The sequence below is a fragment of the Streptomyces sp. NPDC001980 genome (genome assembly GCF_040296885.1).
GTDB lineage: Bacteria > Actinomycetota > Actinomycetes > Streptomycetales > Streptomycetaceae > Streptomyces.
The window spans coordinates 46,438-68,107 of record NZ_JBEOYD010000033.1; the positions used below are offsets into that span (position 1 = coordinate 46,438).

22 protein-coding genes are annotated in these 21,670 nt (G+C 72.0%); 13 read left to right on the forward strand and 9 right to left on the reverse strand.

Features of this window, described 5'->3' with window-relative positions; all coding sequences use genetic code 11:
* Positions 1-7: 7 nt before the first annotated feature.
* From ABT137_RS37125 to sbnA, 4 genes are read left to right on the forward strand one after another with little or no spacing between them, the layout of a single operon-like run.
* Positions 8-3,280 (forward strand): non-ribosomal peptide synthetase, encoded by a 3,273-nt coding sequence (locus ABT137_RS37125; RefSeq protein WP_351715654.1) that lies wholly within the window; start codon positions 8-10, stop codon positions 3,278-3,280.
* Positions 3,281-3,319: 39 nt separating this feature from the next.
* The gene (locus ABT137_RS37130; protein ID WP_351715656.1) at positions 3,320-4,324 is read left to right on the forward strand and encodes a TauD/TfdA family dioxygenase; all 1,005 of its coding nucleotides are present in this window, start codon (positions 3,320-3,322) and stop codon (positions 4,322-4,324) included.
* Positions 4,321-5,391, forward strand: coding sequence for a 2,3-diaminopropionate biosynthesis protein SbnB (sbnB, locus tag ABT137_RS37135; protein WP_351715658.1), 1,071 nt, complete (start codon positions 4,321-4,323; stop codon positions 5,389-5,391). Before ABT137_RS37130 ends, sbnB begins: the two co-directional genes overlap by 4 nt.
* Before the next feature lie 36 nt (positions 5,392-5,427).
* Entirely contained in the window at positions 5,428-6,546 is a 1,119-nt protein-coding gene (sbnA, locus tag ABT137_RS37140; RefSeq protein WP_351715660.1) for a 2,3-diaminopropionate biosynthesis protein SbnA, read from the forward strand.
* Positions 6,547-6,628: 82 nt separating this feature from the next.
* On the opposite strand, the gene ABT137_RS37145 is transcribed toward sbnA, so the two are convergent.
* Together ABT137_RS37145 and ABT137_RS37150 are read right to left on the reverse strand one after the other, a co-directional pair.
* A complete protein-coding gene (locus ABT137_RS37145) occupies positions 6,629-7,834 on the reverse strand; it encodes a cytochrome P450 family protein (protein ID WP_351715662.1) in 1,206 nt (401 codons plus the stop codon).
* 39 nt (positions 7,835-7,873) lie between these two features.
* Positions 7,874-8,641, reverse strand: coding sequence for a hypothetical protein (locus ABT137_RS37150; RefSeq protein WP_351715664.1), 768 nt, complete (start codon positions 8,639-8,641; stop codon positions 7,874-7,876).
* Positions 8,642-8,776: 135 nt separating this feature from the next.
* On the opposite strand from ABT137_RS37150, the gene ABT137_RS37155 reads away from it, so the two are divergent.
* Entirely contained in the window at positions 8,777-9,295 is a 519-nt protein-coding gene (locus ABT137_RS37155) for a P-loop NTPase family protein (RefSeq protein WP_351715667.1), read from the forward strand.
* 16 nt (positions 9,296-9,311) lie between these two features.
* Here ABT137_RS37155 and ABT137_RS37160 read toward each other — a convergent pair whose 3' ends face one another.
* Complete coding sequence (locus ABT137_RS37160; protein WP_351715668.1) at positions 9,312-9,710, reverse strand: VOC family protein; 399 nt, start codon at positions 9,708-9,710, stop codon at positions 9,312-9,314.
* Positions 9,711-9,801: 91 nt separating this feature from the next.
* On the opposite strand from ABT137_RS37160, the gene ABT137_RS37165 reads away from it, so the two are divergent.
* On the forward strand, positions 9,802-10,791 hold the full coding sequence (locus ABT137_RS37165; protein WP_351715670.1) for a helix-turn-helix transcriptional regulator: 990 nt from the start codon (positions 9,802-9,804) through the stop codon (positions 10,789-10,791).
* A 25-nt stretch (positions 10,792-10,816) separates the two neighbouring features.
* Here the strand turns inward: ABT137_RS37165 and ABT137_RS37170 are convergent, their stop codons facing one another.
* The gene (locus tag ABT137_RS37170; protein ID WP_351715673.1) at positions 10,817-11,572 is read right to left on the reverse strand and encodes an SDR family oxidoreductase; all 756 of its coding nucleotides are present in this window, start codon (positions 11,570-11,572) and stop codon (positions 10,817-10,819) included.
* 12 nt (positions 11,573-11,584) lie between these two features.
* Entirely contained in the window at positions 11,585-13,063 is a 1,479-nt protein-coding gene (locus ABT137_RS37175) for an FAD-dependent monooxygenase (protein WP_351715675.1), read from the reverse strand.
* Positions 13,064-13,158: 95 nt separating this feature from the next.
* On the opposite strand from ABT137_RS37175, the gene ABT137_RS37180 reads away from it, so the two are divergent.
* The 3 genes from ABT137_RS37180 to ABT137_RS37190 all read left to right on the forward strand — a co-directional run bounded on the left by ABT137_RS37180 (position 13,159) and on the right by ABT137_RS37190 (position 15,340).
* Positions 13,159-13,785, forward strand: a complete 627-nt coding sequence (locus tag ABT137_RS37180; protein ID WP_351715677.1) for a TetR/AcrR family transcriptional regulator C-terminal domain-containing protein — start codon at positions 13,159-13,161, stop codon at positions 13,783-13,785.
* Between the two features lie 168 nt (positions 13,786-13,953).
* Positions 13,954-14,649 (forward strand): alpha/beta fold hydrolase, encoded by a 696-nt coding sequence (locus ABT137_RS37185; RefSeq protein ID WP_351715679.1) that lies wholly within the window; start codon positions 13,954-13,956, stop codon positions 14,647-14,649.
* 88 nt (positions 14,650-14,737) lie between these two features.
* Positions 14,738-15,340, forward strand: a complete 603-nt coding sequence (locus tag ABT137_RS37190; RefSeq protein WP_351715680.1) for a helix-turn-helix domain-containing protein — start codon at positions 14,738-14,740, stop codon at positions 15,338-15,340.
* A gap of 97 nt (positions 15,341-15,437) precedes the next feature.
* On the opposite strand, the gene ABT137_RS37195 is transcribed toward ABT137_RS37190, so the two are convergent.
* The 3 genes from ABT137_RS37195 to ABT137_RS37205 form a co-directional block, all read right to left on the reverse strand.
* The gene (locus tag ABT137_RS37195; protein ID WP_351715682.1) at positions 15,438-15,845 is read right to left on the reverse strand and encodes a RidA family protein; all 408 of its coding nucleotides are present in this window, start codon (positions 15,843-15,845) and stop codon (positions 15,438-15,440) included.
* A 90-nt stretch (positions 15,846-15,935) separates the two neighbouring features.
* A complete protein-coding gene (locus tag ABT137_RS37200; protein WP_351715684.1) occupies positions 15,936-16,745 on the reverse strand; it encodes a class II aldolase/adducin family protein in 810 nt (269 codons plus the stop codon).
* A 123-nt stretch (positions 16,746-16,868) separates the two neighbouring features.
* On the reverse strand, positions 16,869-17,318 hold the full coding sequence (locus tag ABT137_RS37205; RefSeq protein ID WP_351715686.1) for an Lrp/AsnC family transcriptional regulator: 450 nt from the start codon (positions 17,316-17,318) through the stop codon (positions 16,869-16,871).
* A 136-nt stretch (positions 17,319-17,454) separates the two neighbouring features.
* Between ABT137_RS37205 and ABT137_RS37210 the strand changes: the two genes are divergently transcribed.
* Genes ABT137_RS37210 through ABT137_RS37225 form a run of 4 tightly spaced genes read left to right on the forward strand, consistent with a single transcriptional unit; the run spans position 17,455 to position 21,190 of the window.
* Positions 17,455-17,685, forward strand: coding sequence for an acyl-CoA dehydrogenase family protein (locus ABT137_RS37210; RefSeq protein ID WP_502984640.1), 231 nt, complete (start codon positions 17,455-17,457; stop codon positions 17,683-17,685).
* 34 nt (positions 17,686-17,719) lie between these two features.
* Positions 17,720-18,892, forward strand: a complete 1,173-nt coding sequence (locus ABT137_RS37215; protein WP_502984639.1) for a thiamine pyrophosphate-dependent dehydrogenase E1 component subunit alpha — start codon at positions 17,720-17,722, stop codon at positions 18,890-18,892.
* Positions 18,889-19,860, forward strand: a complete 972-nt coding sequence (locus ABT137_RS37220; protein ID WP_351715691.1) for an alpha-ketoacid dehydrogenase subunit beta — start codon at positions 18,889-18,891, stop codon at positions 19,858-19,860. The genes ABT137_RS37215 and ABT137_RS37220 overlap by 4 nt, the downstream gene beginning before the upstream one ends.
* Before the next feature lie 10 nt (positions 19,861-19,870).
* On the forward strand, positions 19,871-21,190 hold the full coding sequence (locus ABT137_RS37225; RefSeq protein WP_351715693.1) for a dihydrolipoamide acetyltransferase family protein: 1,320 nt from the start codon (positions 19,871-19,873) through the stop codon (positions 21,188-21,190).
* Positions 21,191-21,199: 9 nt separating this feature from the next.
* Here ABT137_RS37225 and ABT137_RS37230 read toward each other — a convergent pair whose 3' ends face one another.
* The gene (locus ABT137_RS37230; protein ID WP_351715695.1) at positions 21,200-21,562 is read right to left on the reverse strand and encodes a winged helix-turn-helix transcriptional regulator; all 363 of its coding nucleotides are present in this window, start codon (positions 21,560-21,562) and stop codon (positions 21,200-21,202) included.
* Positions 21,563-21,670: the final 108 nt, after the last annotated feature.

The window sequence follows — 21,670 nt, forward strand, 5'->3', positions numbered from 1 at the left end:
CCATTCGATGGGAACGCGCGTGGAGACGGACCGGGAGTTCTGGACCCGGACACTGACCGCAGGCGGCGCCACCGCCGTACCCCGGTGGGCCCGGGAACCGGCGCCGGGAACGGCCGGGCACGACATACCGCTGCCGGACGACGTGACGCGGGAGGTGCGTGAACTGGCCGCGCGGCAGGGCCTGTCGGCCGGCACCGTGCTGCTGGCCGCCCACCTCAAGGTGCTGGCCGCGCTCTCCGGCGAGCCGGAGGTGGTCACGGGTCACGCCACCGGCTCGGGCGGCGAACCGCTGCCGTGCCGGGTGTCCGTCCCCTCCGGAAGCTGGGCGGCCCTGCTCCCGGCCGCCGCACACGCCGAGGCGGAGGTGCTGGCACACCGCGACCACTCGGTGGCCGAGCTGCGGCGCGAACTCGGGCTGACCGAGCCGCCGTACGAGGTCGTCTGCGGTCCCCTCGGCACCGAGGAGAGCCACGCCGACGACGGCGTCCTGCACGTGCGCTGGTCCGACCGGGACGACCGGCTGACGCTGCGCCTGCGGTACCGCACCGACGTCCTGGACGCCGAGGCCGCCGCCCGCATCGGCGGCTACCACCTGACCGCGCTGCGGCTGCTGACGGCGGACCCCGACGCCGACCACACCCGGCAGAGCCTGCTCTCCGCCGAGGAACGGCACGAGCAGCTGGAAGGCCTGGCCGGGCCGCACCGCCCGCTGCCGGACGCCCGCGCGCACGAACTCTTCGAGCAGCGGGTGCGGGCGCATCCGCAGGCCGTGGCGGCCGTCCACGGCACGTGGGAGTGGACGTACGACGAACTCAACCGCCGCGCCAACAGGCTGGCCCGCGCCCTGCTGGCCAGGGGCCTGGGCCGGGAGGACGTGGTCGCCGTCGTCTCCGAGCGCACCCTCGACTGGCTGGCGGCGGTGCTGGCGGTGTTCAAGGCGGGCGGCGTGTACCTGCCGATCGAACCGCACTTCCCGGCCAGGCGCATCGAGGCCACCCTCTCCCGGGCCGCATGCCGGATCGCCCTGACCGAGCCCGGCAGCACCGGCACCCTCGACGAGGCGCTGGCCGCCCTGCCGGACGTCGGAAAGCTGCCGTTCGACACGGCGTACGCCGAACCGCACGCCGACGACGACCCCGGGATCCGCGTCGACGCCGGTCAACTCGCCTACATCTACTTCACCTCCGGCTCCACCGGCGAGCCCAAGGGCGCGATGTGCGAGCACGCGGGCCTGCTCAACCACCTCCACGCCAAGATCGACGACCTGGAGATCGGCGCGGGGACCGTGGTCGCGCAGACCGCCCCGCAGTGCTTCGACATCTCCCTGTGGCAGCTCGTCGCCCCGCTGCTGGCGGGCGGGCGGACCCTGCTGGTCGAGCAGGACGTCATCACGGACGTGGCACGGTTCACCGACACCCTGGAGCGCGGCCGGGTCGGCGTGGCCCAGCTCGTGCCGTCGTACCTGGAGGTCGTCGTCTCCTACCTGGAGCAGCACCCGCGCACCCTGCCGGACCTGCGGTACGTGTCGGTGACCGGCGAGGCGCTCAAACGGGAACTGGTCCAGCGCTGGCTGGCGGTCCAGCCGGGCATCGGCCTGCTCAACGCCTACGGACTGACCGAGACCTCCGACGACACCAACCACGAACTCCTCAGGGAGGTGCCCGACCGGGTGCTGCTCGGCCGGGCCGTCAACAACGTCCGCGTCCACGTCGTCGACGAGCACCTGTCACTGGTACCGCTGGGCGCCCCGGGACTGATCGCCTTCTCCGGAGTCTGCGTGGGCCGCGGATACGTCAACGACCCCGAGCGCACCCGGGAGGCGTACCGCACGGACCCGTACCGGCCCGGTGAACGGCTCTACCTCGGCGGCGACTGGGGTCGCTGGCACCCCGGCGGCAAGCTGGAGTTCCTCGGCCGCCGGGACAGCCAGGTCAAGATCCGCGGGTTCCGGATCGAGATCGGCGAGATCGAGAACTGCCTGCTGCGGGCGGCCGGCGTACGGGACGGCGCGGTGGTCGTCGCCGAGCGGTCCGGCGGCGGCAAGCAGCTCATCGCCTTCTACTCCGGCGGCCGGCAGCGGCCGGAGGCCCTGCGCGAGGCGCTCGGCGCGGCGCTGCCCGTCTACATGGTGCCCTCGGCCTTCCACTGGCAGGACAGCCTTCCGCTGACCGCCAACGGCAAGATCGACAAGAAGGCCCTCACCAAGCTGGCCGAAGCCGCCCCCGTCAGCGAGGCACACCGGGCGACCGGCGCCCCGCACCGGGCGGCCGCGGGTCGACTCAGCGCGACCGAGCGGAGAGTGACCGCGGCCTGGGCCGACCTGCTGGGTGTGCCCGAGGAGCAGGTCGGCCGCACCGACCACTTCTTCGACTCCGGCGGCACCTCCCTGACCGCGGTCAAGCTCAGCCTCGCCCTCGACCGCGCGGTGTCCCTGAAGGACATCACCCGGCACCCCGTCCTCGCCGACCTGGCCGCCCTCCTCGACGGCCCGGCACGGCAGCACCCGGAACTGCTGCTGACCCTGGCGGACGGGACCGGCACCCCCGAGTGCGCCCTGGTCTGCTTCCCGTACGCGGGCGGCAACGCGGTCAACTACCAGCCCATGGCGAGCGCCCTGACGGGCAGCGGCCTCACCGTCCTCGCCGTGGACCCGCCCGGCCACAACCTCGCCGCACCCCCCGAACCGTTCGCGCCCGTCGAGGAGGTGGCCGAGCAGGTCGCCGCCGAGATCACGGCACGCGGACTGACCCGGGTCATGCTCTGGGGCCACTCCTCCGGAGCCGCACCGGCCGTCGAGACGGCCAGGAGGCTCCAGCAGCGGGGCGTACCCGTGGAGCGGCTGTTCCTCGCCGCGCAACTGCTGGGCACCGCCGCCGAACGGCACACCGCCGTCACCGAACTGGCGCACCTGAGCGACGCCGAGATCGCGGCACGCCTCGCCGCGGACGGCGGTCACCCCGAACTCGCCGAGCTGAACCCGCGGCACGCCGCGCACATCGCCGCCGCCTACCGGCACGACTGCGACGCGGCCCACCGCTACTTCGGCACGGCCCTGGAAGCCCCGCCGCCCGTCAAGGTGTCCGCCCCGGTCTCGGTGGTCGTCGCCGCCGACGACCCGCACACCGCCGGCCACGCCCGACACCACCGGGACTGGCTGCTCCTGGCCGACCGCGTCGAGGTGCACGAACTCGCCGACGGCGGCCACCACTTCCTGCGCACCCGCCCCGCCGAGGCCGCGCAGGCCGTCCTGACCACCGTCCTCCCCGTCACTTCCTCCTGACCCGTCACACCCCAGGCGGTCGACCGAAAGGAACCCGAGATGCCGTTCTCCTCCCTGGCATCACCGCTCGATGTGGAGCTGCGGCCGGACAAGCCGGCACTGCTGTGCGTCGATCCCCCCGACGACCCACCGAAGTGGGCGGCCGAGCACCGCGAGTCGCTGCGCGCCCAGGTCACCGAGCACGGGGCACTGGTCGTCCGCGGCCTCGGACTCCGCGACACCGACCAGGCCGGTGCCGTCTTCGGACACCTGGCCGGGGAACTCATGACGGAGCGGGAGGCCTTCGCCCCCCGCGAGACCCACCGGCCCGGCGTGTACGCGTCCACGCCCTGGCCGGCCAACCAGCCCATGTGCATGCACCACGAGCTGAGTTACCGGCTCCAGGCGCCCGGCCTGATGCTGTTCGCCTGTCTCACCGCGCCCGAGCAGGGCGGGGCGACGGCGGTGGCCGACGCCGAGGAGGTGCTGCGGGCGCTGCCCGCCGGGCTCGTCGAACGGTTCGAGCGGGAGGGCTGGATCCTGACCCGCTCCTACACCGACGAGATCGGCGCGAGCCTCACGGAGTCCTTCGGCACCGGTGACCACGCCGAGATCGAGCGCTACTGCCGGGCCAACGCCATCGACTTCACCTGGCAGCCCGACGGCACCCTGCGCACCGAACAGCGCCGCAACGCCGTCGTCCGGCACCCCCGCACCGGCCGCCGCTGCTGGTTCAACCAGATCGCCTTCCTCAACGAGTGGACCCTCGCACCCGAGGTGCGCGAGTACCTGGTCGACGTCTACGGCGCGGACGGACTGCCGTTCAACACCCGCCACGGCGACGGCACCCCGATCGGCGAGGACGTCGTCCAGCTGATCAACAGCACCTACGAGGCACACACCCGGCGCGACCCCTGGCACCAGGGCGACCTGCTGCTCGTGGACAACATCCGCACCGCGCACAGCAGAGAGGCGTTCAGCGGAGAACGGCAGGTGCTGGTCGGCATGGGCGAGCCCGTCCGGCCGACCGATGACTGCCCGGCACTGGAGGCGAGCGAGCGATGACCGATGTACTGTCGTCGGCCGCCCGGGCGGCCGGCCCCGAGCGGGGATCCGCGCCGACCTTCGCGGTGGTCACCGGTGAGCGGGTGCAGCGCGCCCTGAGCGGCCGCGAGAAGGACCTCGTGGAGCTGGTCGAGACCGTCTACCGGCTGCACGACGCCGGGGACTCGGTCAACCCGCCCTCGTACTTCCTGCGCTTCGAGGACCGGCCGACCTCGCGGATCATCGCGCTGCCGGCCTCCCTCGGCGGGACGGTCCAGGTGGACGGCCTGAAGTGGATCTCCAGCTTCCCGGAGAACGTGGGCGCCGGGCTGCCGCGGGCCTCCGCGGTGCTCGTCCTCAACGACCACGACACGGGCTACCCGTTCGCCTGCCTGGAGAGCTCGATCATCAGCGCCACCAGGACCGCGGCCTCCGCCGCCCTGGCCGCCGACTGGCTCAGCCGCAACCGCACCCGCCCCACCCGGGTCGGATTCCTCGGCACCGGCCTGATCGCCCGCTACATCCACACGTTCCTGGCCGGCACCGGCTGGGACTTCGACGAGATCGGCGTGCACGACCTGTCCGCCGACAGCGCCGGCGGCTTCCGCGGCTACCTGGAGCAGACCGGCACCGGCGCGCGGATCACCGTCCACGAGAGTGCCGAGGACCTGGTCCGCGGCAGCGACCTCGTGGTCTTCGCCACCATCGCCGGCCAACCCCATGTCACGGACCCGGCCTGGTTCACCCACAATCCGCTGGTCCTGCACGTGTCCCTGCGCGACCTCGCCCCCGAGGTCCTCATGGGCGCGGCCAACTTCGTCGACGACGTCGACCACTGCCTCAAGGCCGACACGTCACCCCATCTGGCCGAACAGCTCACCGGAAACCGGGACTTCCTCAACGGAACCCTCGGCGACGTCATGTCGGGCCGGGCCGCACCACCGCCCGACCGCCCGGTGATCTTCTCGCCCTTCGGACTCGGCGTCCTCGACCTCGCCGTCGGCAAGTACGTCTACGACGAGGTGTCCCGGGCCGGGGACCTCTGTCTCATCGATGACTTCTTCCACGAACTGCGCCGCTACGGCTGAGGCCGTCGTCCTCGGCCCGGCACCAGGAGGCCCGCCGTGCCTGTCATCTCCGCTCCCTACGCCTTCAACGAGGGCGATCTCTACGTCGACCTGGAGTCGATCTGCGGACACCCGCTCTACCTGAAGTGCGAGGCCTTCAACTTCGCCGGATCCATCAAGCTGAAGGCCGCGAACGAGATGGTGGAGAAGGCCGAGCGGGACGGAATCCTGAAAGCGGACTCCGTCCTCGTCGAGTCCTCCTCCGGCAATCTCGGCGTCGCGCTCAGCATGATCGCCGCGAGCAAGGGTTACCGGTTCCTGTGTGTGACGGACTCCCGTTGCAACCTGTCGACCAGGCTCCTGATGGAGGCGCTCGGCAGCGAGGTGCACATCGTGGCCGACCAGGACACCAATGGCGGGTTCCTGGGCACGCGGATCGAGTACGTCCGCTCGCTGTGCGCGTCGGACGACCGGTACGTGTGGCTCAGCCAGTACACCAACGCGGGCAACTGGATGGCGCACTACCGCACCACCGCCCCGGAGATCGCCCGCCGGTTCCCCGAACTGGACGTGCTGTTCGTCGGGGCGGGCACCACCGGAACCCTGATGGGCTGCGCCCGTTACTTCCGCGAGTGGCACCGTCCGGTGCGGATCGTCGCGGTGGACGCGGCCGGCTCGGTGGCGTTCGGCGGCGAGCCGGGCCGCCGGATGATCCCGGGCCTCGGCATGAGCATGCGCCCGCCGCTGCTCGACGAGGCCTTCGTGGACGAGGTGATCCGGGTGGAGGAGCCGGACACCATCCGGATGTGCCACCGCATGGCCCGGCACGGTTTCCTCTTCGGAGGCTCCACCGGGACCGTGGTCAGTGGCGCGACGGACTGGCTGAAGCGGCACGACGCCCGTGACCTCACGGGGGTCGCCATCGCACCGGACCTGGGCGAGCGCTACCTCGACACCATCTACCAGACCAACTGGCTGCAGGACCTGTACGGCGACCAGGTGCTGGCCACCGAGGACGGCGACAGGGTGCCCGACGCCGGGGACGGCGACCGGGTGCTCGACGCCAGGGACGGCGACCAAGTGCTCGACGCCAGGGACACCGCACCGCCGAAGCCCCTGCCCCGGGAGCCGAAGTCCGCCTCCCGCGCACCGGCCCGCCGGCGCAGCAGCACCTGACGGCGGTTCACGCCGGAGCGCGGCCCCCCGGAGACGTCCACGCGGCGGCATCCGGGGGGCCGCGGCGTGCCCGCCGGCCTGCTCAGTAGCGCACGGGCAGGGCGCGCAGTCCGCGGGTGCGCATCGACGGACGCCACTCCAACCGGTCGACCGGGACGTCGAGTTCGAGGCGGGGGAAGCGTTCGAGGAGCGCGCCGAGGGCGATCTCGGTCTCCAGCCGGGCCAGCGGTGCGCCCAGGCAGTAGTGGATGCCGTGCCCGAGGGCCAGGTGCCCGGTGGCGTCGCGGCCGAGGTCGAGCCGGTCGGGCTCGGCGAAGCGGCGCGGGTCGCGGTGGGCCGCCGCCAGGGACAGCAGCACCGTCTCGCCCGCCGGAACGGTGACCCCGCCGATGGTGACGTCCTCGGTCGGGAAACGGCGGATGGCGAGCGGCGCGGGCCCGTCGTAGCGGGCCAGTTCCTCCACGGCCGGGCCGAGCAGGTCCGGATCCGCGCGCAGCGCGGCCAGCTGCCCTGGGTTCCGCAGCAGGGCCAGCGTGGCGTTGCCGATCAGGTGGACGGTGTTCTCGTACCCCGCGAACAGGATGAGGAAGGCCAGCGACATCAACTCGTCCTCGCTGAGCCGGTCCTCCTCGTCCCGTACGGCGATCATGGCGGAGAGCAGGTCGTCGGCGGGCTCGGCACGCTTGCCGGCGAGCAGCCCGGCGAAGAAGGCCAGCAGCGCCCCGACGGCCTCCTTCGTCCGCTCGGGCCGGGCCGGGTCCGGGACGACGAGCGCGTCGGTCCAGGACCGGAAGTCCGGCCGGTCCCCCTCGGCCACGCCCAGCAGCTCGCAGATCACGGCGATGGGCAGCGGTGCCGCGTAGGCGGCGATCAGATCGGTACGGCCGAGGGGAGCCATCGCGTCGAGCAGCGCGTCGGCGGTGACCCGGACGGGTTCGCGCAGCAGGGCGATACGGCGGGGCGTGAACGCCCGGGACACCAGGCGCCGGACGCGGGTGTGGTCCGGCGGGTCCATGTTCAGCAGGTTGGCGTCGAGCGCGGGCGGCAGCGCGAGCCCGCGGTAACCGCCGGGCTTGGCGTGGGCCTTGTCGAGGGAGAGCCGCGGGTCGGCCAGGGCCTGCCGCACGTCCTCGTACCGCGTCACCAGCCAGGCCGGCAGCCCGTCGGTGCCGGCGACCCGGTGCACGGGCCCGGCCTCCCGCAGCCGGGCGTACCCGGCGTACGGGTCGGCGAGCAGCTCCGCGGGGTCAACGGCGGCCGGGTCGGGGGGTGTTGTACTGGCGTCCATGCCTCAACCCTAGACAGTGCGGGCGCAGGCGGCGGCCGGTCACCCGGAGGCCGGGGTGCCGTCGGCGGCGTCGGTGGAGTGCAGCAGTCGCAGGAACGCCTTGACGCCCGCGATGAGTTCCTGATTGTCGGTGAGCCGGTTCACCGTGGACTCGAACTGCCTGCCCAGCGCCACGATCCTGCGGTCCGCCTGCTCGGCCCGCTCGTACGAGCTCAGGGCCAACGCGTCCACGGTACGCCGCAGTTCGGCGAGGGCCCGGTACTGCTCCTCCGCCTTCTCCTCCAGGACCCGCGTCCCGGCCTCGGCGCGGTTCAGCCGGGCGTGCAGCTCGACGACGTCGTCCCGCGGATACGTGACGTCCTTGAGGAGGCTTCCCAGGCGCCTGCGGAGCTGGCCGAAGTACGCGCCGGCCGGCCGGAAGAAGGTGCTCAGCAGGAAGAACGCGGCGAACCAGTACCCCGTGAACTCGCCCGTCGCCCAGGTGACCGCGACGACGACCGCAGCCGTCAGGACGTGCCCCGCGACCGCCGCCCGGAGCATCGCGCGGGCGATGCGCGCGGCTTCGGCGTCCCGGGCCGCCGGGACCGTCATGCCCTTCTCCCGGCTGACCGCGATCTCGGCGAGGACCGCATGCGCCCGGAAGTACAGGTTCCAGGGCAGGGTGAGCAGGAGCAGCAGCCAGAGCAGACTCAGCACCCCCGCCCCCACGGCGAACACCACCGCGGGCGGCGCCCCCGCCACATACGCGAGGACCAACGCCGCGCCCGCGGCCACGACCGCCGCCACCGCCCCGAGAAATCTGCCCATGGCCGTGTCCCCCGTCTCCCGCCCGCTCGCCGACACACCCCATCGTCCCCGCCCCGGCGCGGGGCGGCATGAGTAGCGGTACTCAGGGGAGCGCGCGGGAGACAGCAGGGGAGGGCTGCGGGATAGGGTGCACCGGTGGAACGGATCTTGGTGGTGGGTGTCACCGGTGCGGGCAAGTCCACGCTCGCCCGGACCTTGAGCGGCCGTCTGGGCCTGCCCTACCACGAGATGGATGCCATGTACTTCAACGGCCCCGGCTGGGCCGTCAACAGCGAACTGGCCGAGGTCGTTGCACGGCTCGCGGCCGGGCCTCGCTGGATCATCGACTCACTCGGGTATCCGGAAGTCCGCGACCTGCTGTGGGGCCGGGCCGACACCGTGATCTGGCTGGACTATCCCAGACGCGTCGTCATGCCCCGCGTGCTGCGCCGGTCCGTCCGGCGCACCGTCACGCGCGAGGCCCTCTTCGGCGGCAACAGGGAGACCTGGTCGGGGTGGCTGAGCCGGGAACATCCGGCCTGGTGGGCCTGGTCCCAGCACGGCGCCCGAGGCCGTGAGATCGAGCGCCGGGTCGCCGATCCCCGCTTCGCCCCTCTCCACACCCACCGCTTCGCCCACCCTGACGCCACGGCGGCCTGGCTGGCATCCCTCTGAGGCCACAGCCGAGGCGTCAGCGCCCGAACTTCGCGACGGCCGCCGGGGTGACGGGGGTGAAGAAGTTGACGAGGTTGCCGTCGGGGTCGCGGAAGAGCAACGACCGGTTGCCCCAGGGCATCGTGGTGGGCTCGGTGACGAAGTCGCCGACGAAGCCCTTCAGGTTCTGGTGGACGCGGTCCACGTCGTCGACGAGGAACTCGGTGATCACGCTGTGGTTCTCCGCCGGGCGGGCGGAGCCCGGGGCGAACAGCGGGACGGTACGGGTACCGGCGATCGCGAGGGTCGCGCCGGCCGTCCTGAGTTCGGCGAAGTCCTCGGTGGCCCACGACGCCCGCGCCCCCGTGGCGCGCTCGTAGAACTCGACGAGGCGCGCCACGTCGCCGGTGATGATACGGATCGAGACGAAGTCCATGGGATCTCCTTGGCTGTGCTGAAGGCGTGCACCCCGAGGCTAGGAGAAATAGCGGACAGAATCGGTCCGGTATTCGCGTTAGGTTGTGTCCATGTCCCGACCCACCGGCCGCGTGCTGACCCTCCTGGAGCTGCTCCAGTCGGGCGGCACCCGGACCGTGGCCGAACTCGCCGGCCGGCTCGGTGTCGAAGGGCGTACCGTGCGGCGGTACGTGGATCAGCTGATCGACCTGGACGTGCCGGTGGAATCGGTGCGCGGCCGCTACGGCGGGTACCGGCTCGCCCCCGGGTACCGTCTGCCGCCGCTCATGCTCGGCGACGACGAGGCGCTGGCCGTGCTGCTCGGCCTGGTCGCCGGCCGCCGGGCCGGGCTGACGACGACGGAGCTCACGGCGAGCGAGACGGCATCGGCGAAGATCCGGCGGGTGCTGCCCAAGCACGTCGCCCGCCGGCTCGACACCCTCCTGGAGGCCCTCGCCTTCACGGACCGGCCCGGCGAGTTCGACACCCCGGACGCCGGGGTGCTGCTCACCGTCGCCGACGCGGTACGTCACCGCCGGCCGGTCTCGATCCGCTACACCGACCGCGACGGACGACGCAGCGAGCGCACGCTGCACGCGTACGGGATCGTCGCCCACGCGGGCCGGTGGTACGTCACGGGCAGGGACGCCTCGATCGGCGCGGACCGGACCTTCCGGCTCGACCGCATCGCGGACGCGCGGACCCTGCCCGGCTCCTTCGAGGTGCCTGAGGGGCCCGGTCCGGCGGAGCGCGTACTGTCCGGGTTCGCCACGGCCGAGTACCGGCACGAGGTGACCTTGCGGATCCACGGGACGGCCGAGCAGATCCGCGCCCGTCTTCCCGCCGGCGTCGCGACCCTGGAGGAGTACGAGCCGGCGGCCGCCCGGGACCGGACGGCCGAGCGCTGGCTGCGCGTCGAGCTGCGGGCGGAGCGGCTCGACTGGCTGCCTCCGGTGCTCGCCGCACTCGACCGGCCGTTCGTCATCGAGCGCCCCGACGAACTGCGCGACCTCGTCGCCGCACTCGCCGACCGCCTCGCGTCCTACGCGCGCCGGGCCTGACGGCGAGCGAGCCGACTCGGAGTGGTCAGAATCCGCGCCGTTGGCCGCCGTCCACCTGGAGCATGATCCCGGTGAGGTAGGAGGCCGCCGGTGACAGCAGGAACGCGCCCGCGCGTCCGAACTCCTCCGGCGTCCCGTACCGCCGCAGCGGAATCCGGGACTCGTTGGCGGCCCGCGTGCCCGCGGGATCGGCGGACAGGCCGTCCAGCTCCCGCATGCGGTCCGTGCCGATCCGTCCCGGCAGCAGCCCGAAGACGCGGATGCCGCGTGGGCCCAGCTCGTCCGCGAGCGACTTGGCGAGCCCGGCGAGGCCGGGCCGCAGTCCGTTGGAGATGACCATCCCGGGGGCCGGCTCGTACGCCGTGATCGACAGGACGAACCCGATCGAACCCCCGGCCGTCAGCTCCGCGGCGGCCGTCCGGGCGAGCCGCACCGCACCCAGGAACACCGACTCGAAGGCCGCCTGCCACTGTGCGTCGGTGTGGTCCGCGATGCGGCCCGCGGGTGGCCCGCCGACGCTGACGAGGATGCCGTCGAAGCCGCCGAACCGTTCCCGCGCGGTGTCGATCAGCCGCTGCGGTGCCCGCGGGTCGGCGTTGTCGACACCGACTCCGGCCGCGTGCGGACCGAGCTCCGCCGCGGCCTCGGCCGCGTGCCTCTCGTGGCGGCCGGCCACCACCACCCTGGCCCCGTCGGTCACCAGTTCGCGAGCGACGGCGAAGCCCAGCCCGCGGCTGGCGCCGGTGAGGACGTACACCTTGTCGGTGAGTCCGAGATCCATGACCGTGTCCTTTCAGTGGCCGAGGACGGCGGCGAGGGCGTCGTCCACGGCAGCGCCGAGCTTGGCGTCGTCCCGCTCCGCCCAGGCGTGGGCGACATGCCCGTCGGGCCGGACCAGGGCGGCGCGCACGTCGTCCCAGCCCTCCGGGATCCGGTCGAGCGTCCCGCCGTGCACGGCGATCCGCTCCTGCGCGCGATCGGCGAACGCACCGCCCCCGGTCAGGTCGAGGAGGAGGTACGAGTCCGCCCGCAGCAGGCCGAAGAGGGTGATGTCGGAACCGGTGAAGGTGAGTCCGGGGGCCCGGGTGCCGGTCAGCGGGTGGGCCGCCGGGTCGTCGCCGGGGTAGCGGATGCCGATCGCGCTGATCTTTCCGGCCAGTACCCGGCCGAACTCCGGCACGGTGGCGATCAGCTGCGCGACCAGGGAGCGCATGGCGAGCGCCTGGGGCGTGAAGGTGGTCAGCAGCAGGGTCTGCGCACGGCTGTGCTCCTCCAACTGGGTTCCCACCAGGTGCCGTTCGGTGTGGTACGTGTCCAACAGCCCTTCCGAGGCCCACCCGTTGAGGGTGGCCGCCAGCTTCCAGCCGAGGTTGTGGGCGTCCTGCATGCCGTAGTTCATGCCGACGCCGCCGGTGGGGAAGTGCTGGTGCGCGGCGTCGCCCGCGAGCAGCACCCGGCCGCGCCGGTACTCGGTGGCCAGCCGGGTGGTGTTGCTGTACCGGGAGAGCCAGGACGGGTCGCGCATGCCGAAGTCGTCGCCGGTGATGGCGAGGGTCTTCTGCCGCAGTTCGTCCAGCGTGAGGTCGCCGGGCCACTCCGTGGCGCCCCCGTCGGGGCTGGTCCCTGCGAGCCGCCACCGGTTGCCGGGCAGCGGCGCGACCAGTACCCCGCCGTGCTCGTTGAACCGGTTGAAGGCGAGCGGGGGCGGGTTGTCGAGCGCCACGTCGCCGAGCCAGCCGAGGAAGTCGAACGGCGTGCCCGGGAAGTCGATGCCGGCGGTCTCGCGCACGGTGCTGCGGGTGCCGTCACACCCGACGAGGTACTCGCCGCCGATCTCGTACGGCCCCTCCGGTCCCGTCGCCTGCACGGTCACCGAGTCCGCCTGCTCGGTGAAGCCGGTGACGCGGTGCCCGCGCCGCACGGTGGCGCCCAGCCCGCGGGCGTACTCCTCGAACAGTTCCTCGGTGCGGGCCTGCGGCAGGAAGAGGGTGTACGGAAACGGGGTGTCCAGCAGTGAGAAGTCGAGCCGGCTGGAGAGATTGGCGAAGTGGCCGGTGGGGATCCTCGGCGTCCCGTCGTGGAACCGCTGGTCGATCCCGCGGGAAGCCAGTAGCTCGATGCTCCGCGGATGCATGGTGAGCGCCTTGGAACGCTGGTCGATCTCGGTGCGCTCCTCCAGGACCGTGACGGAGATGCCGTTCAGTCGCAGCTCGGCGGCGAGCCAGAGCCCTACGGGCCCGCCGCCGGCGATGACGACCTGCTGCTTTTCCATGCGATCACCTTTCCCTTGGGTCTGTGGCCGGGCGCTGGGCCGACCAAGACTCTTGGTCACCGACCAAGACGCCGTGTGGTCAGTAAACTAGGTCAATGACCAACAGGCAACAAGGCGACCGACTGGATCCCGCCACTGTGATCCGTGCGGCACTGGGACTGCTGGACGAGAAGGGCCTGGAGGCGCTGTCCACCCGAGCGGTCGCCGACCGTCTCGGCGTCCGCATGAACACCGTGCTGTGGCATGTGAAGACCAAGGCCCGGATGCTGGAGCTGATGGCGGACGCCGTACTCGGCGAGATCCGGCTGACCGACCTGCCGCCCGCTCCCGAGGACCGGGTGCGCGAACTGGCCCGCCGCTACCGGCGTGCCCTCCTCGCCCACCGTGACGGCGCCGCCCTCGTCGTCGGCACCTTCGGCGTCGACCCGCACACCCTGCGCTTCGCGGACAGCCTGGTGGGGGCGCTGCTCGAGTGCGGTCTCGACGACCGCGAGGCCGCCTGGACCGCATGGGCGATCACCTACTTCGCCCTGGGGCTCGCCCAGGAGGAGCAGGCGGCAGGAGACCGCCCCTTCGGCGGGGCTCTGGCGAACGCGATCTCCGAGGCGACCCACCCTTCGCTGCACCGGGTGGTCGCATTTCTCGCGCCGGGGTCCTTCGACGAGCGGTTCGAGTTCGGCGTGGCCGCGATCCTCGCCGGACGATCGTCCCCCCGCCGCTGAGGCACGTCATCGGCGCCTGCGCGGCCCCCGGCTTCTGGTCCCCTTCCGGGTTTCGACCTCTGAGGCAATTTTATGTGCCCCACAGGTTGACTGGAAGGTGATGGCTGCCGACCCTGTGAGGGAGGGCCACCGGGTCCTCGCAGGCCCGGACCCTCCTAGGAGCGGCAGATGGCAACCTTCGTACTCGTGCATGGTTCTTGGGGCGGCGGCTGGGTGTGGGACCGGCTGCGCCCCCTGCTGGAGGACGCCGGCCACCGTGTCCTGACCCCGACCCTGACCGGTCTCGCCGAGCGGCGTCAGCTGTCCGCGCCGGACGTCGGCCTGAGCGTGCACGTGCAGGACGTCGCCGGGCTCCTGGAGTCCGAGCGGGTGGAGGACGCCGTCCTCGTCGGGCACAGCTACGGCGGGATGGTGATCACGGGAGTGGCCGCGCTCGCGGGCGACCGCATCGGGCAGGTGGTGTACGTCGACGCCTTCGCTCCCGTGACCGGCGAGTCGGCGTTCACCCTGCTGCCCTGGCTGGAGGGGGCGTTCGCCGATGCGCCGGGCCCTGCGGAATGGGAGATCGCCCCGCTGGCCCCGGAGTCGCTCGGCGCGGACGGCGAGGGTGCCGCATGGCTGTCGAGCAGGCTGACGCCGATGCCGCGGCGCACCCACGAAGAGCCGCTGGGCCCGGGCAGCGAGGAGGTGCTGGCCGGCAAGGCGGTCACTTACCTCTACTGCGCCGACCAGGCCATCTTCGAGGACATGGCCGCCTCGGCGGAGAAACGGGAGTTCCGGGTCGTCGCGCTGTCCGGCGCCACCCATGTCGACCTGTTGACGCGACCGCAGGTGCTCGCGCGGGAGCTCCTGGGCCTCGTGTAGACGCGCGCCCGGGGCCGTCGCCCTCCGTGGAGATCGGTGTGCCTGTCAGGTGATGTCTCTTGCCTGACAGGCATGCTATGTTGCCCAGATGTCGATCGAAGACACCGATCTCTGGGTGGCTCAACGCCTCAAGGACATGCGCAGTGAGCGCGGCATCACCCTCACGGCCCTGGCCGAACAGACCGGCATCTCCTCGGCACACCTGTCGCGCCTGGAGAAGGGTGTCCGCAAGCCCTCCATCGGGAGCCTGCTGCAGATCGCCCGCGTCTACGGCGTCTCCATCAGCGAGTTGGTGCAGGAACCGGACGAGAACGACTTCCATCTGGTGCGCGCCGACGCGGCGATGACGCGGGACGGCCAGGACGGCCGGTACACCGTACTCAGCGGCCCGCGCGAGACGATGTCCGTGATCCGGGTCGACCTGGCGCCCGGCAAGCACTCCAAGACCGCCCGGCATGTCGGCGAGGAATGGCTGCACGTGCTGGCCGGGACCGTCACGCTCCATGTCTCCGGGGCATCTCTGCGGCTGGGCACAGGCGATTCGGTCCACTTCGACTCCTCGAAGGAACACCGTCTCGTCAACGAGGAAGACGCCGCCGCCACCGTGCTGATCGCCTCGACGGCGGCGACCGTCCCCATGCGCCACCCCATCCCCGCGTCCCGTCGCGGCGCCGCGGCCCCGCGAGACTGACGCACGCCCGGTCGGCGGCGGACACCGAGGCCGTCCGAGACCCTGGACAAGGCGGCCTGGCGCGGCGGGTCGGGGCCGCGCCCGCTGTCCGGAATCCCTACGGCAGGACCGCGAACCCGTCGACTTCGATGAGCCATTCGGGCCTGCCCAGCGTCTGCACGCCGAGGAAGGTGCTCGCGGACACGGGCCACGTGCCGCCGAAGGCGCGATGCCCCGCGGCGAAGATGGGTCCGACCAACTCGGGCCGGTGGCCGACGACATGGATCGTGTTCTTGATCAGGTCGTCCGGGGTGGCGCCGGCGGCCTCCAGCGCGACCCGGAAGTTGCGGAAGGCCTGTTCGGCCTGCGCCTCGTGGTCGCCCGGGCCGACGAGGTTGCCGTCCCCGTCCAGGGCGATCTGACCGGCGATGGCGACGAAGCGCGTGCCTGTGCCCGTCACCGCGTGGCTGTAGAGACCTTGGACCGGGGCTGCGAGGGCCCCCGGGTTGACGCGTCGAACCGACATCTCTTCTCCGGAATCGTCTGCGAGGGACAAGGAACAGGGGGCTGGATGCGGGCACTTGGCGGTCCTGGTTCCGGAACGGCGGTGACGCCGCTAGTCCAGGACGTCGGGCTCCTCGTCCCGCACCAGCCCGGCGAGGAGGCCGAAGTTGTGCCTGGCCATGTTGGCGTTGCTGAACTGCCGGTGCGCCAGGGTCACTTCCTCGGCGCTCATGATCCGGGGCCGGCCTGCCGCGTCGGCCAGCAACTGCATCTGGCAGGCCCGGTCCATGGTGATGAACCACCAGGCGGCCTCCGCCACGGACCGGCCCACCGTGAGCAGCCCGTGATGCCGCAGGATCGCGGCCCTGCTGTCCCCGAGCCGTTCGGCGATGCGCTCGCCCTCCGCCTTCTCCAGCACGAGGCCCTTGTACTCGTCGAAGAGCACGTGGTCCCCGGCGAAGGCGCAGGACTCCTGGACGATCGGGTCGAGCAGCTTGTCGAGCGAGGCGAACGCCCGGCCGTGGATCGTGTGGGCGTGCGCGACGGCGACCACGTCGGGGCGCGCCCGGTGGATCGAGGAGTGGATCCAGAACGCCGCCTTGTTGGTGCGGCGATCGCCCTCGATCACCCGCCCCTGCTCGTCGATGAGCAGCAGGTCGCTCACCCGGATCCGCGAGAAGTGGACGGCGTAGGGGTTGACCCAGAAGCGATCGGGGAACTCCGGGTCGCGCGCCGTGATGTGCCCCGCGATGCCTTCGTCGAACCCGTGGCGGGCGAAGATCCGGAAGGCGATCGCGAGCTGCTCCTTGCGGCGCCGGCGTTCGGACTCCACGGAGTCCGCGGCTTCCGGCAGCTCGGGTATGTCGAGCTCGCCGATGCTCTCCAGCTCCTCTGCGCCGGCACTGTCAGTCGACACGGACATGCGCTGATGCCTCCCTCGGTCGGTGCGGACGGACCTCCTTCAGCGTGGGGTCGACGTACACGTGAAGTCAACCTCATAGGCAAATTAATGTGCCTGGTGGGCAAGTCTCGCGGAGTGGGGGCGTCACCCGTCCCGCCGCCACGCCCCCAGCACCATCAACGTCTTCGTCCCGATCACCGGCCCCGAACGGCGCAGCCGGTCGATGACGTCCCGCAGATGCTGGACGCCCGCCACGCGGACCCGGACCAGCGCGTCGGGGTCCCCGGCCACCGTGAAGACCTCCAGGACCTCCGGGACGCTGGTGGCCGCCATCGTGATCGTCTCGACCTTCACGTCCCCGGCGAACCTGAGCTCCACGAAGGCCTCGAAGCCGGACCCGAGCTTGTTGTGGTCGAGGATGACGGTGTAGCCGGCGATGATCCCGACCCGCTCCAGGCGGTCGATGCGCCGCTTCACGGCGGAGGGGGACAGGCTGACCTGGTCCGCGATCTCCGTGACCGTTCGCCGGCCGTCCTGCACCAGCAGGTCGATGATCATGCTGTCGACACTGTCGACGTGCTCGGTACCGGGCATCTCCACACCTCGTTCGGTAGCAGGTTCTTTGCGCAGAACCTGGGTCGGCCATGCGAAATCTTGCGCGCGCCACAAGAACTCAGCAGGTTAATTGCACCCAGCGTCGCAGCTGTCGACCGTGGTCCTCCACCGGGACATGACCGCAGGAGGGGGCGCCGCAGTGCACGTCGAACGAGAACGGCCGTCCCGCGAGGTCTTCGAGCTCCTGGGCGAGGCCGGTCTGCTCACCCTGTCGTTCGGTGAGGACGTCGGGGACGGGGGACCGGCGTACACGGTCTACCTCCAGGTGCTGGAGGAGATCGCGGCCCGCCCGGCCCCTGCCCGTGCGGCGGACACGCCCGGAGACCTCCGCATGGCACCGCGCTGACCCGCGCCCATGCCCGCCCTGCCCACATCCGCCGGTGCCCGCACGGGCGCCTCCGAGAACGAGAGCCGCGATGCCACGAAAGCCGTCCACACCGACCACGGACGCCCGACGCCCCGACGGACCGATCCGGTTCCTCACACCCGAGGGGGAGTTGCTGTCCGACAGCCGGCTCGACCTGCCCTCCGCACTCGACCTGCCCGCGCTCTACCGGGACATGGCCCTGGTGCGCCGCCTGGACTCCGAGGCGATCGCCCTCCAGCGCCAGGGCGAGCTGGGCCTGTGGCCCTCGCTGCGCGGTCAGGAGGCCGCCCAGGTCGGGGCCGCCCACGCGCTGCGCGCCCAGGACATGGTCTTCCCCACCTACCGCGAACACGGCGTGGCCTGGTGCCGGGGCCTGGATCCGGTGTCGCTCCTCGGCCTCTTCCGCGGTACGACGCTGGGCGGCTGGAACCCGTACGAGAGCCGCTTCCACCTCTACACCCTGGTCATCGGCGCACAGACGCTGCACGCCGTCGGCTACGCCATGGGCCTGGTCCGCGACGACGTGATCGGCTCGGGGGACGACAGCCGCGACACCGCGGTGCTGGTCTTCCTCGGCGACGGGGCGCTGAGCGAGGGCGAGACCAACGAGGCGTTCGTCTGGGCCGCCGCCCAGAACCTGCCCGTGGTCTTCCTCTGCCAGAACAACCAGTGGGCCATCTCCGCCCCCTACAGCGTGCAGAGCCGCGTCCCCGTCGCGCAGCGCGCGTCCGGCTTCGGTTTCCCCGGTGTCTCCGTGGACGGCAACGACGTGCTGGCCTGTGTCGCGGCGACCGGTGACGCCCTCGCCCGGGCCCGGTCCGGCGGCGGGCCCACCCTGATCGAGGCCGTGACCTACCGCGTCAACGCGCACACCACCGCCGACGACGCCGGCCGCTACCGTCCCTCCGCACTGACCGACGAGTGGATCGCCAGGGATCCCCTGGAACGGCTGCGCCGCCACCTCACCGCGAGCGGGACGGTCGACGAGGAGTACTTCGCCGACCTCGAGCGCCGGGAACAGGAACTGGCCGACCACCTGAGGACCGGCTGCCGCTCGCTCCCCGCACCGGACCCCGCCGCCCCCTTCGGCCACACCTACGCCACGATGCCCGCCGAACTCGGGCGCCAGCTGGCCGAGCACCTGGAGTTCGTCGCGGCCGGCCAGGAGAACGGGGTCACGCGATGAGCGGCATCTCCATGGTCAAGGCCCTCAACAACGGCCTGCGCAGCACCCTCCAGGACGATCCCAGGGTCCTGCTGATGGGCGAGGACATCGGACGCCTGGGCGGGGTCTTCCGCGTCACCGACGGCCTGCAGGAGGAGTTCGGCAGCCTGCGGGTCGTGGACACCCCGCTCGGCGAAGCCGGCATCGTCGGTGCCGCGATCGGTCTCGCCTTGCGCGGCTACCGCCCGGTGTGCGAGATCCAGTTCGACGGCTTCGTCCACCCCGCCGCCAACCAGATCATCAGCCAGCTCGCGAAACTCCGGCACCGCTCGGCCGGCGCGATCACCCTGCCGGTCGTCATCCGCATCCCCTACGGCGGCGGCATCGGCTCCATCGAGCACCACTCGGAGTCACCCGAGGTCTACTTCGCCCACACGGCGGGGCTGAAGGTGGTCACCTGCTCCACCCCCCAGGACGCCTACGACATGATCCGCCAGGCCGTCGCCGACGACGATCCCGTCATCTTCCTCGAACCCAAGCGGCACTACTGGACCAAGGGGGAGGTCACGGAAGAGCCGCCGGCACCGTTCGAGCGGGCGCGCGTCGTGCGCCACGGCACCGACGCCTCCCTCGTCGCCTACGGCCCGACGGTTCCCGTCGCCCTGGAAGCGGCCGACGTCGCCGCCGGGGAGGGCCACAGCGTCGAGGTCGTCGACCTGCGCAGCCTGTCGCCGCTGGACATGGACACCGTACGGGAGTCCGTCCACCGCACCGGTCGTGCCCTCGTGGTCCACGAGGCCTCCCTGTCCCACGGGTTCGGGGCCGAACTCGCCGCGCGGCTCCAGCAGGAGGAGTTCCACTTCCTCGAAGCGCCGGTGCTGCGCATCACCGGATACGACACGCCCTACCCGCCGAGCCGCCTCGAGTCGGACTGGCTTCCGGGTGTCGACCGGATCCTCGACGCCCTTGACCGCAGCCTGAGTTACTAGAGGAGGAACCGTGTCACGAGAGCAAGTCTTCCTGCTGCCGGACGTCGGTGAAGGGCTCACCGAGGCCGAGATCCTCCAGTGGGCGGTGCGGGCCGGCGACTCCGTGGAGATCAACCAGATCCTCGTCGAGGTCGAGACGGCCAAGGCCGCCGTCGAACTGCCCTCCCCCTATGCGGGTGTTGTCGCGACCCTGCACGCGCGGGAAGGGGAGACCCTGCCGGTCGGGCACCCCCTCATCACCGTCCTCGGCGACGACGGCGCCGGTGCGGGGCCCGGGGCGACCGCGCAGCGCGCGGAGGCTTCCGGCACGGAGGCCCTGCTGGTCGGTTACGGGCCACAGGAGTCCGCCCGCCGCCGACGCCGTCGTACCCCCGCCGCGTCCACTGCCCGATCGGTCGCGGAACCGGCGGTGACAGCCGCACCGCCGGCCCCGGCCACCGAGCGGACGGCCGCGAAACCGCCCGTCCGGAAACTCGCCAAGAACCTGGGCGTCGACCTCACCACCGTCACGCCGACGGGACCCGGAGCCACCGTCACCCGAGACGACGTCCACCGGGCCGCCGCGGACACAAGTCCCCGCACGGCGACGGAGGTTGCTCCGGCGGCGGCTGCGGAGCCCGCGGCCGAGACCCGTGTCCCGATCCGCGGCGTACGCAAACACACCGCCGCCGCCATGGTCGCCTCGGCGTTCACCGCCCCGCACGTCACCGAGTTCACGACGGTCGACATCACCGCGACCATGCGGCTGCGGGACACGGTCGCCGCCCGCCGCGACTTCCGCGACCTGCGCGTCACGCCCCTGCTCTTCGTGGCCCGGGCACTCCTGCTGGCCCTGCGCAGGACCCCCGAGGCGAACGCCAGTTGGGACGAGGCCGCCCAGGAGATCGTGCTCAAGCACTACGTCCATCTCGGCATCGCCGCCGCCACGGAACGCGGGCTCGTCGTGCCCAACATCAAGCACGCCGACCGGATGTCCCTGCGCGAACTCGCCGAGGCGCTCGCCGAACTCACCGGCACGGCCCGGGCCGGGAAGACGACACCCCGGTCGATGACGGGCGGGAGTATCACCATCACGAACGTCGGCGTGTTCGGGGTGGACACGGGGACGCCGATCCTGAACCCCGGGGAGGCGGCCATCCTCGCCATGGGCGCCGTCCGACGTATGCCCTGGGTCGTGACGGACGCGTCGGGAGCGGAGACGATCGAGCCCCGCTGGATCACCCGGCTGGCCCTGTCCTTCGACCACCGGCTCCTCGACGGCCAACAGGGCTCCGAACTGCTGGCCGACATCGCCGCCGTCCTGCACGATCCAGGGCTGGCGATGCTCTGACCCGCCGGGTCAGCGGGACGCCGGGAACCGTTCGATGTTGTCCTCCACCCAGGTGCGCAGGTGGGCCAGGGGACGGCAGGCGTCCTCGCCGAGGGGGGTCAGGCTGTATTCCACGCGGGGCGGGACTTCCGGATAGATCTCGCGGTGGACCAGGCCGTGATCCTCCAGACGGCGCAGCGTCTGGGTGAGGACCTTGGGGCTCACCCCTTGCAGACGCGCGCGCAGTGCCCCGAAGCGCTGGGGCCCGTTCTCCAGAGCGCCCAGGGCGAGGGCGCTCCACTTGTTGGCGAGCAGATCCAGCATGTCGCGGCAGGGGCAGGCGGCGAGGTAGACGCTCTTCGGGTCGTCGCACAGGTGTGCCGTGGTCGTCATGCAGCAATAGTACCCAATGGGAACCATGGGCCCTTGCGGGTAACCACCATCCGTTTCGTACTGTCGCCGACGTGGTCGCAGACAGGGATCGCCCGCTCGCGGGTGCTG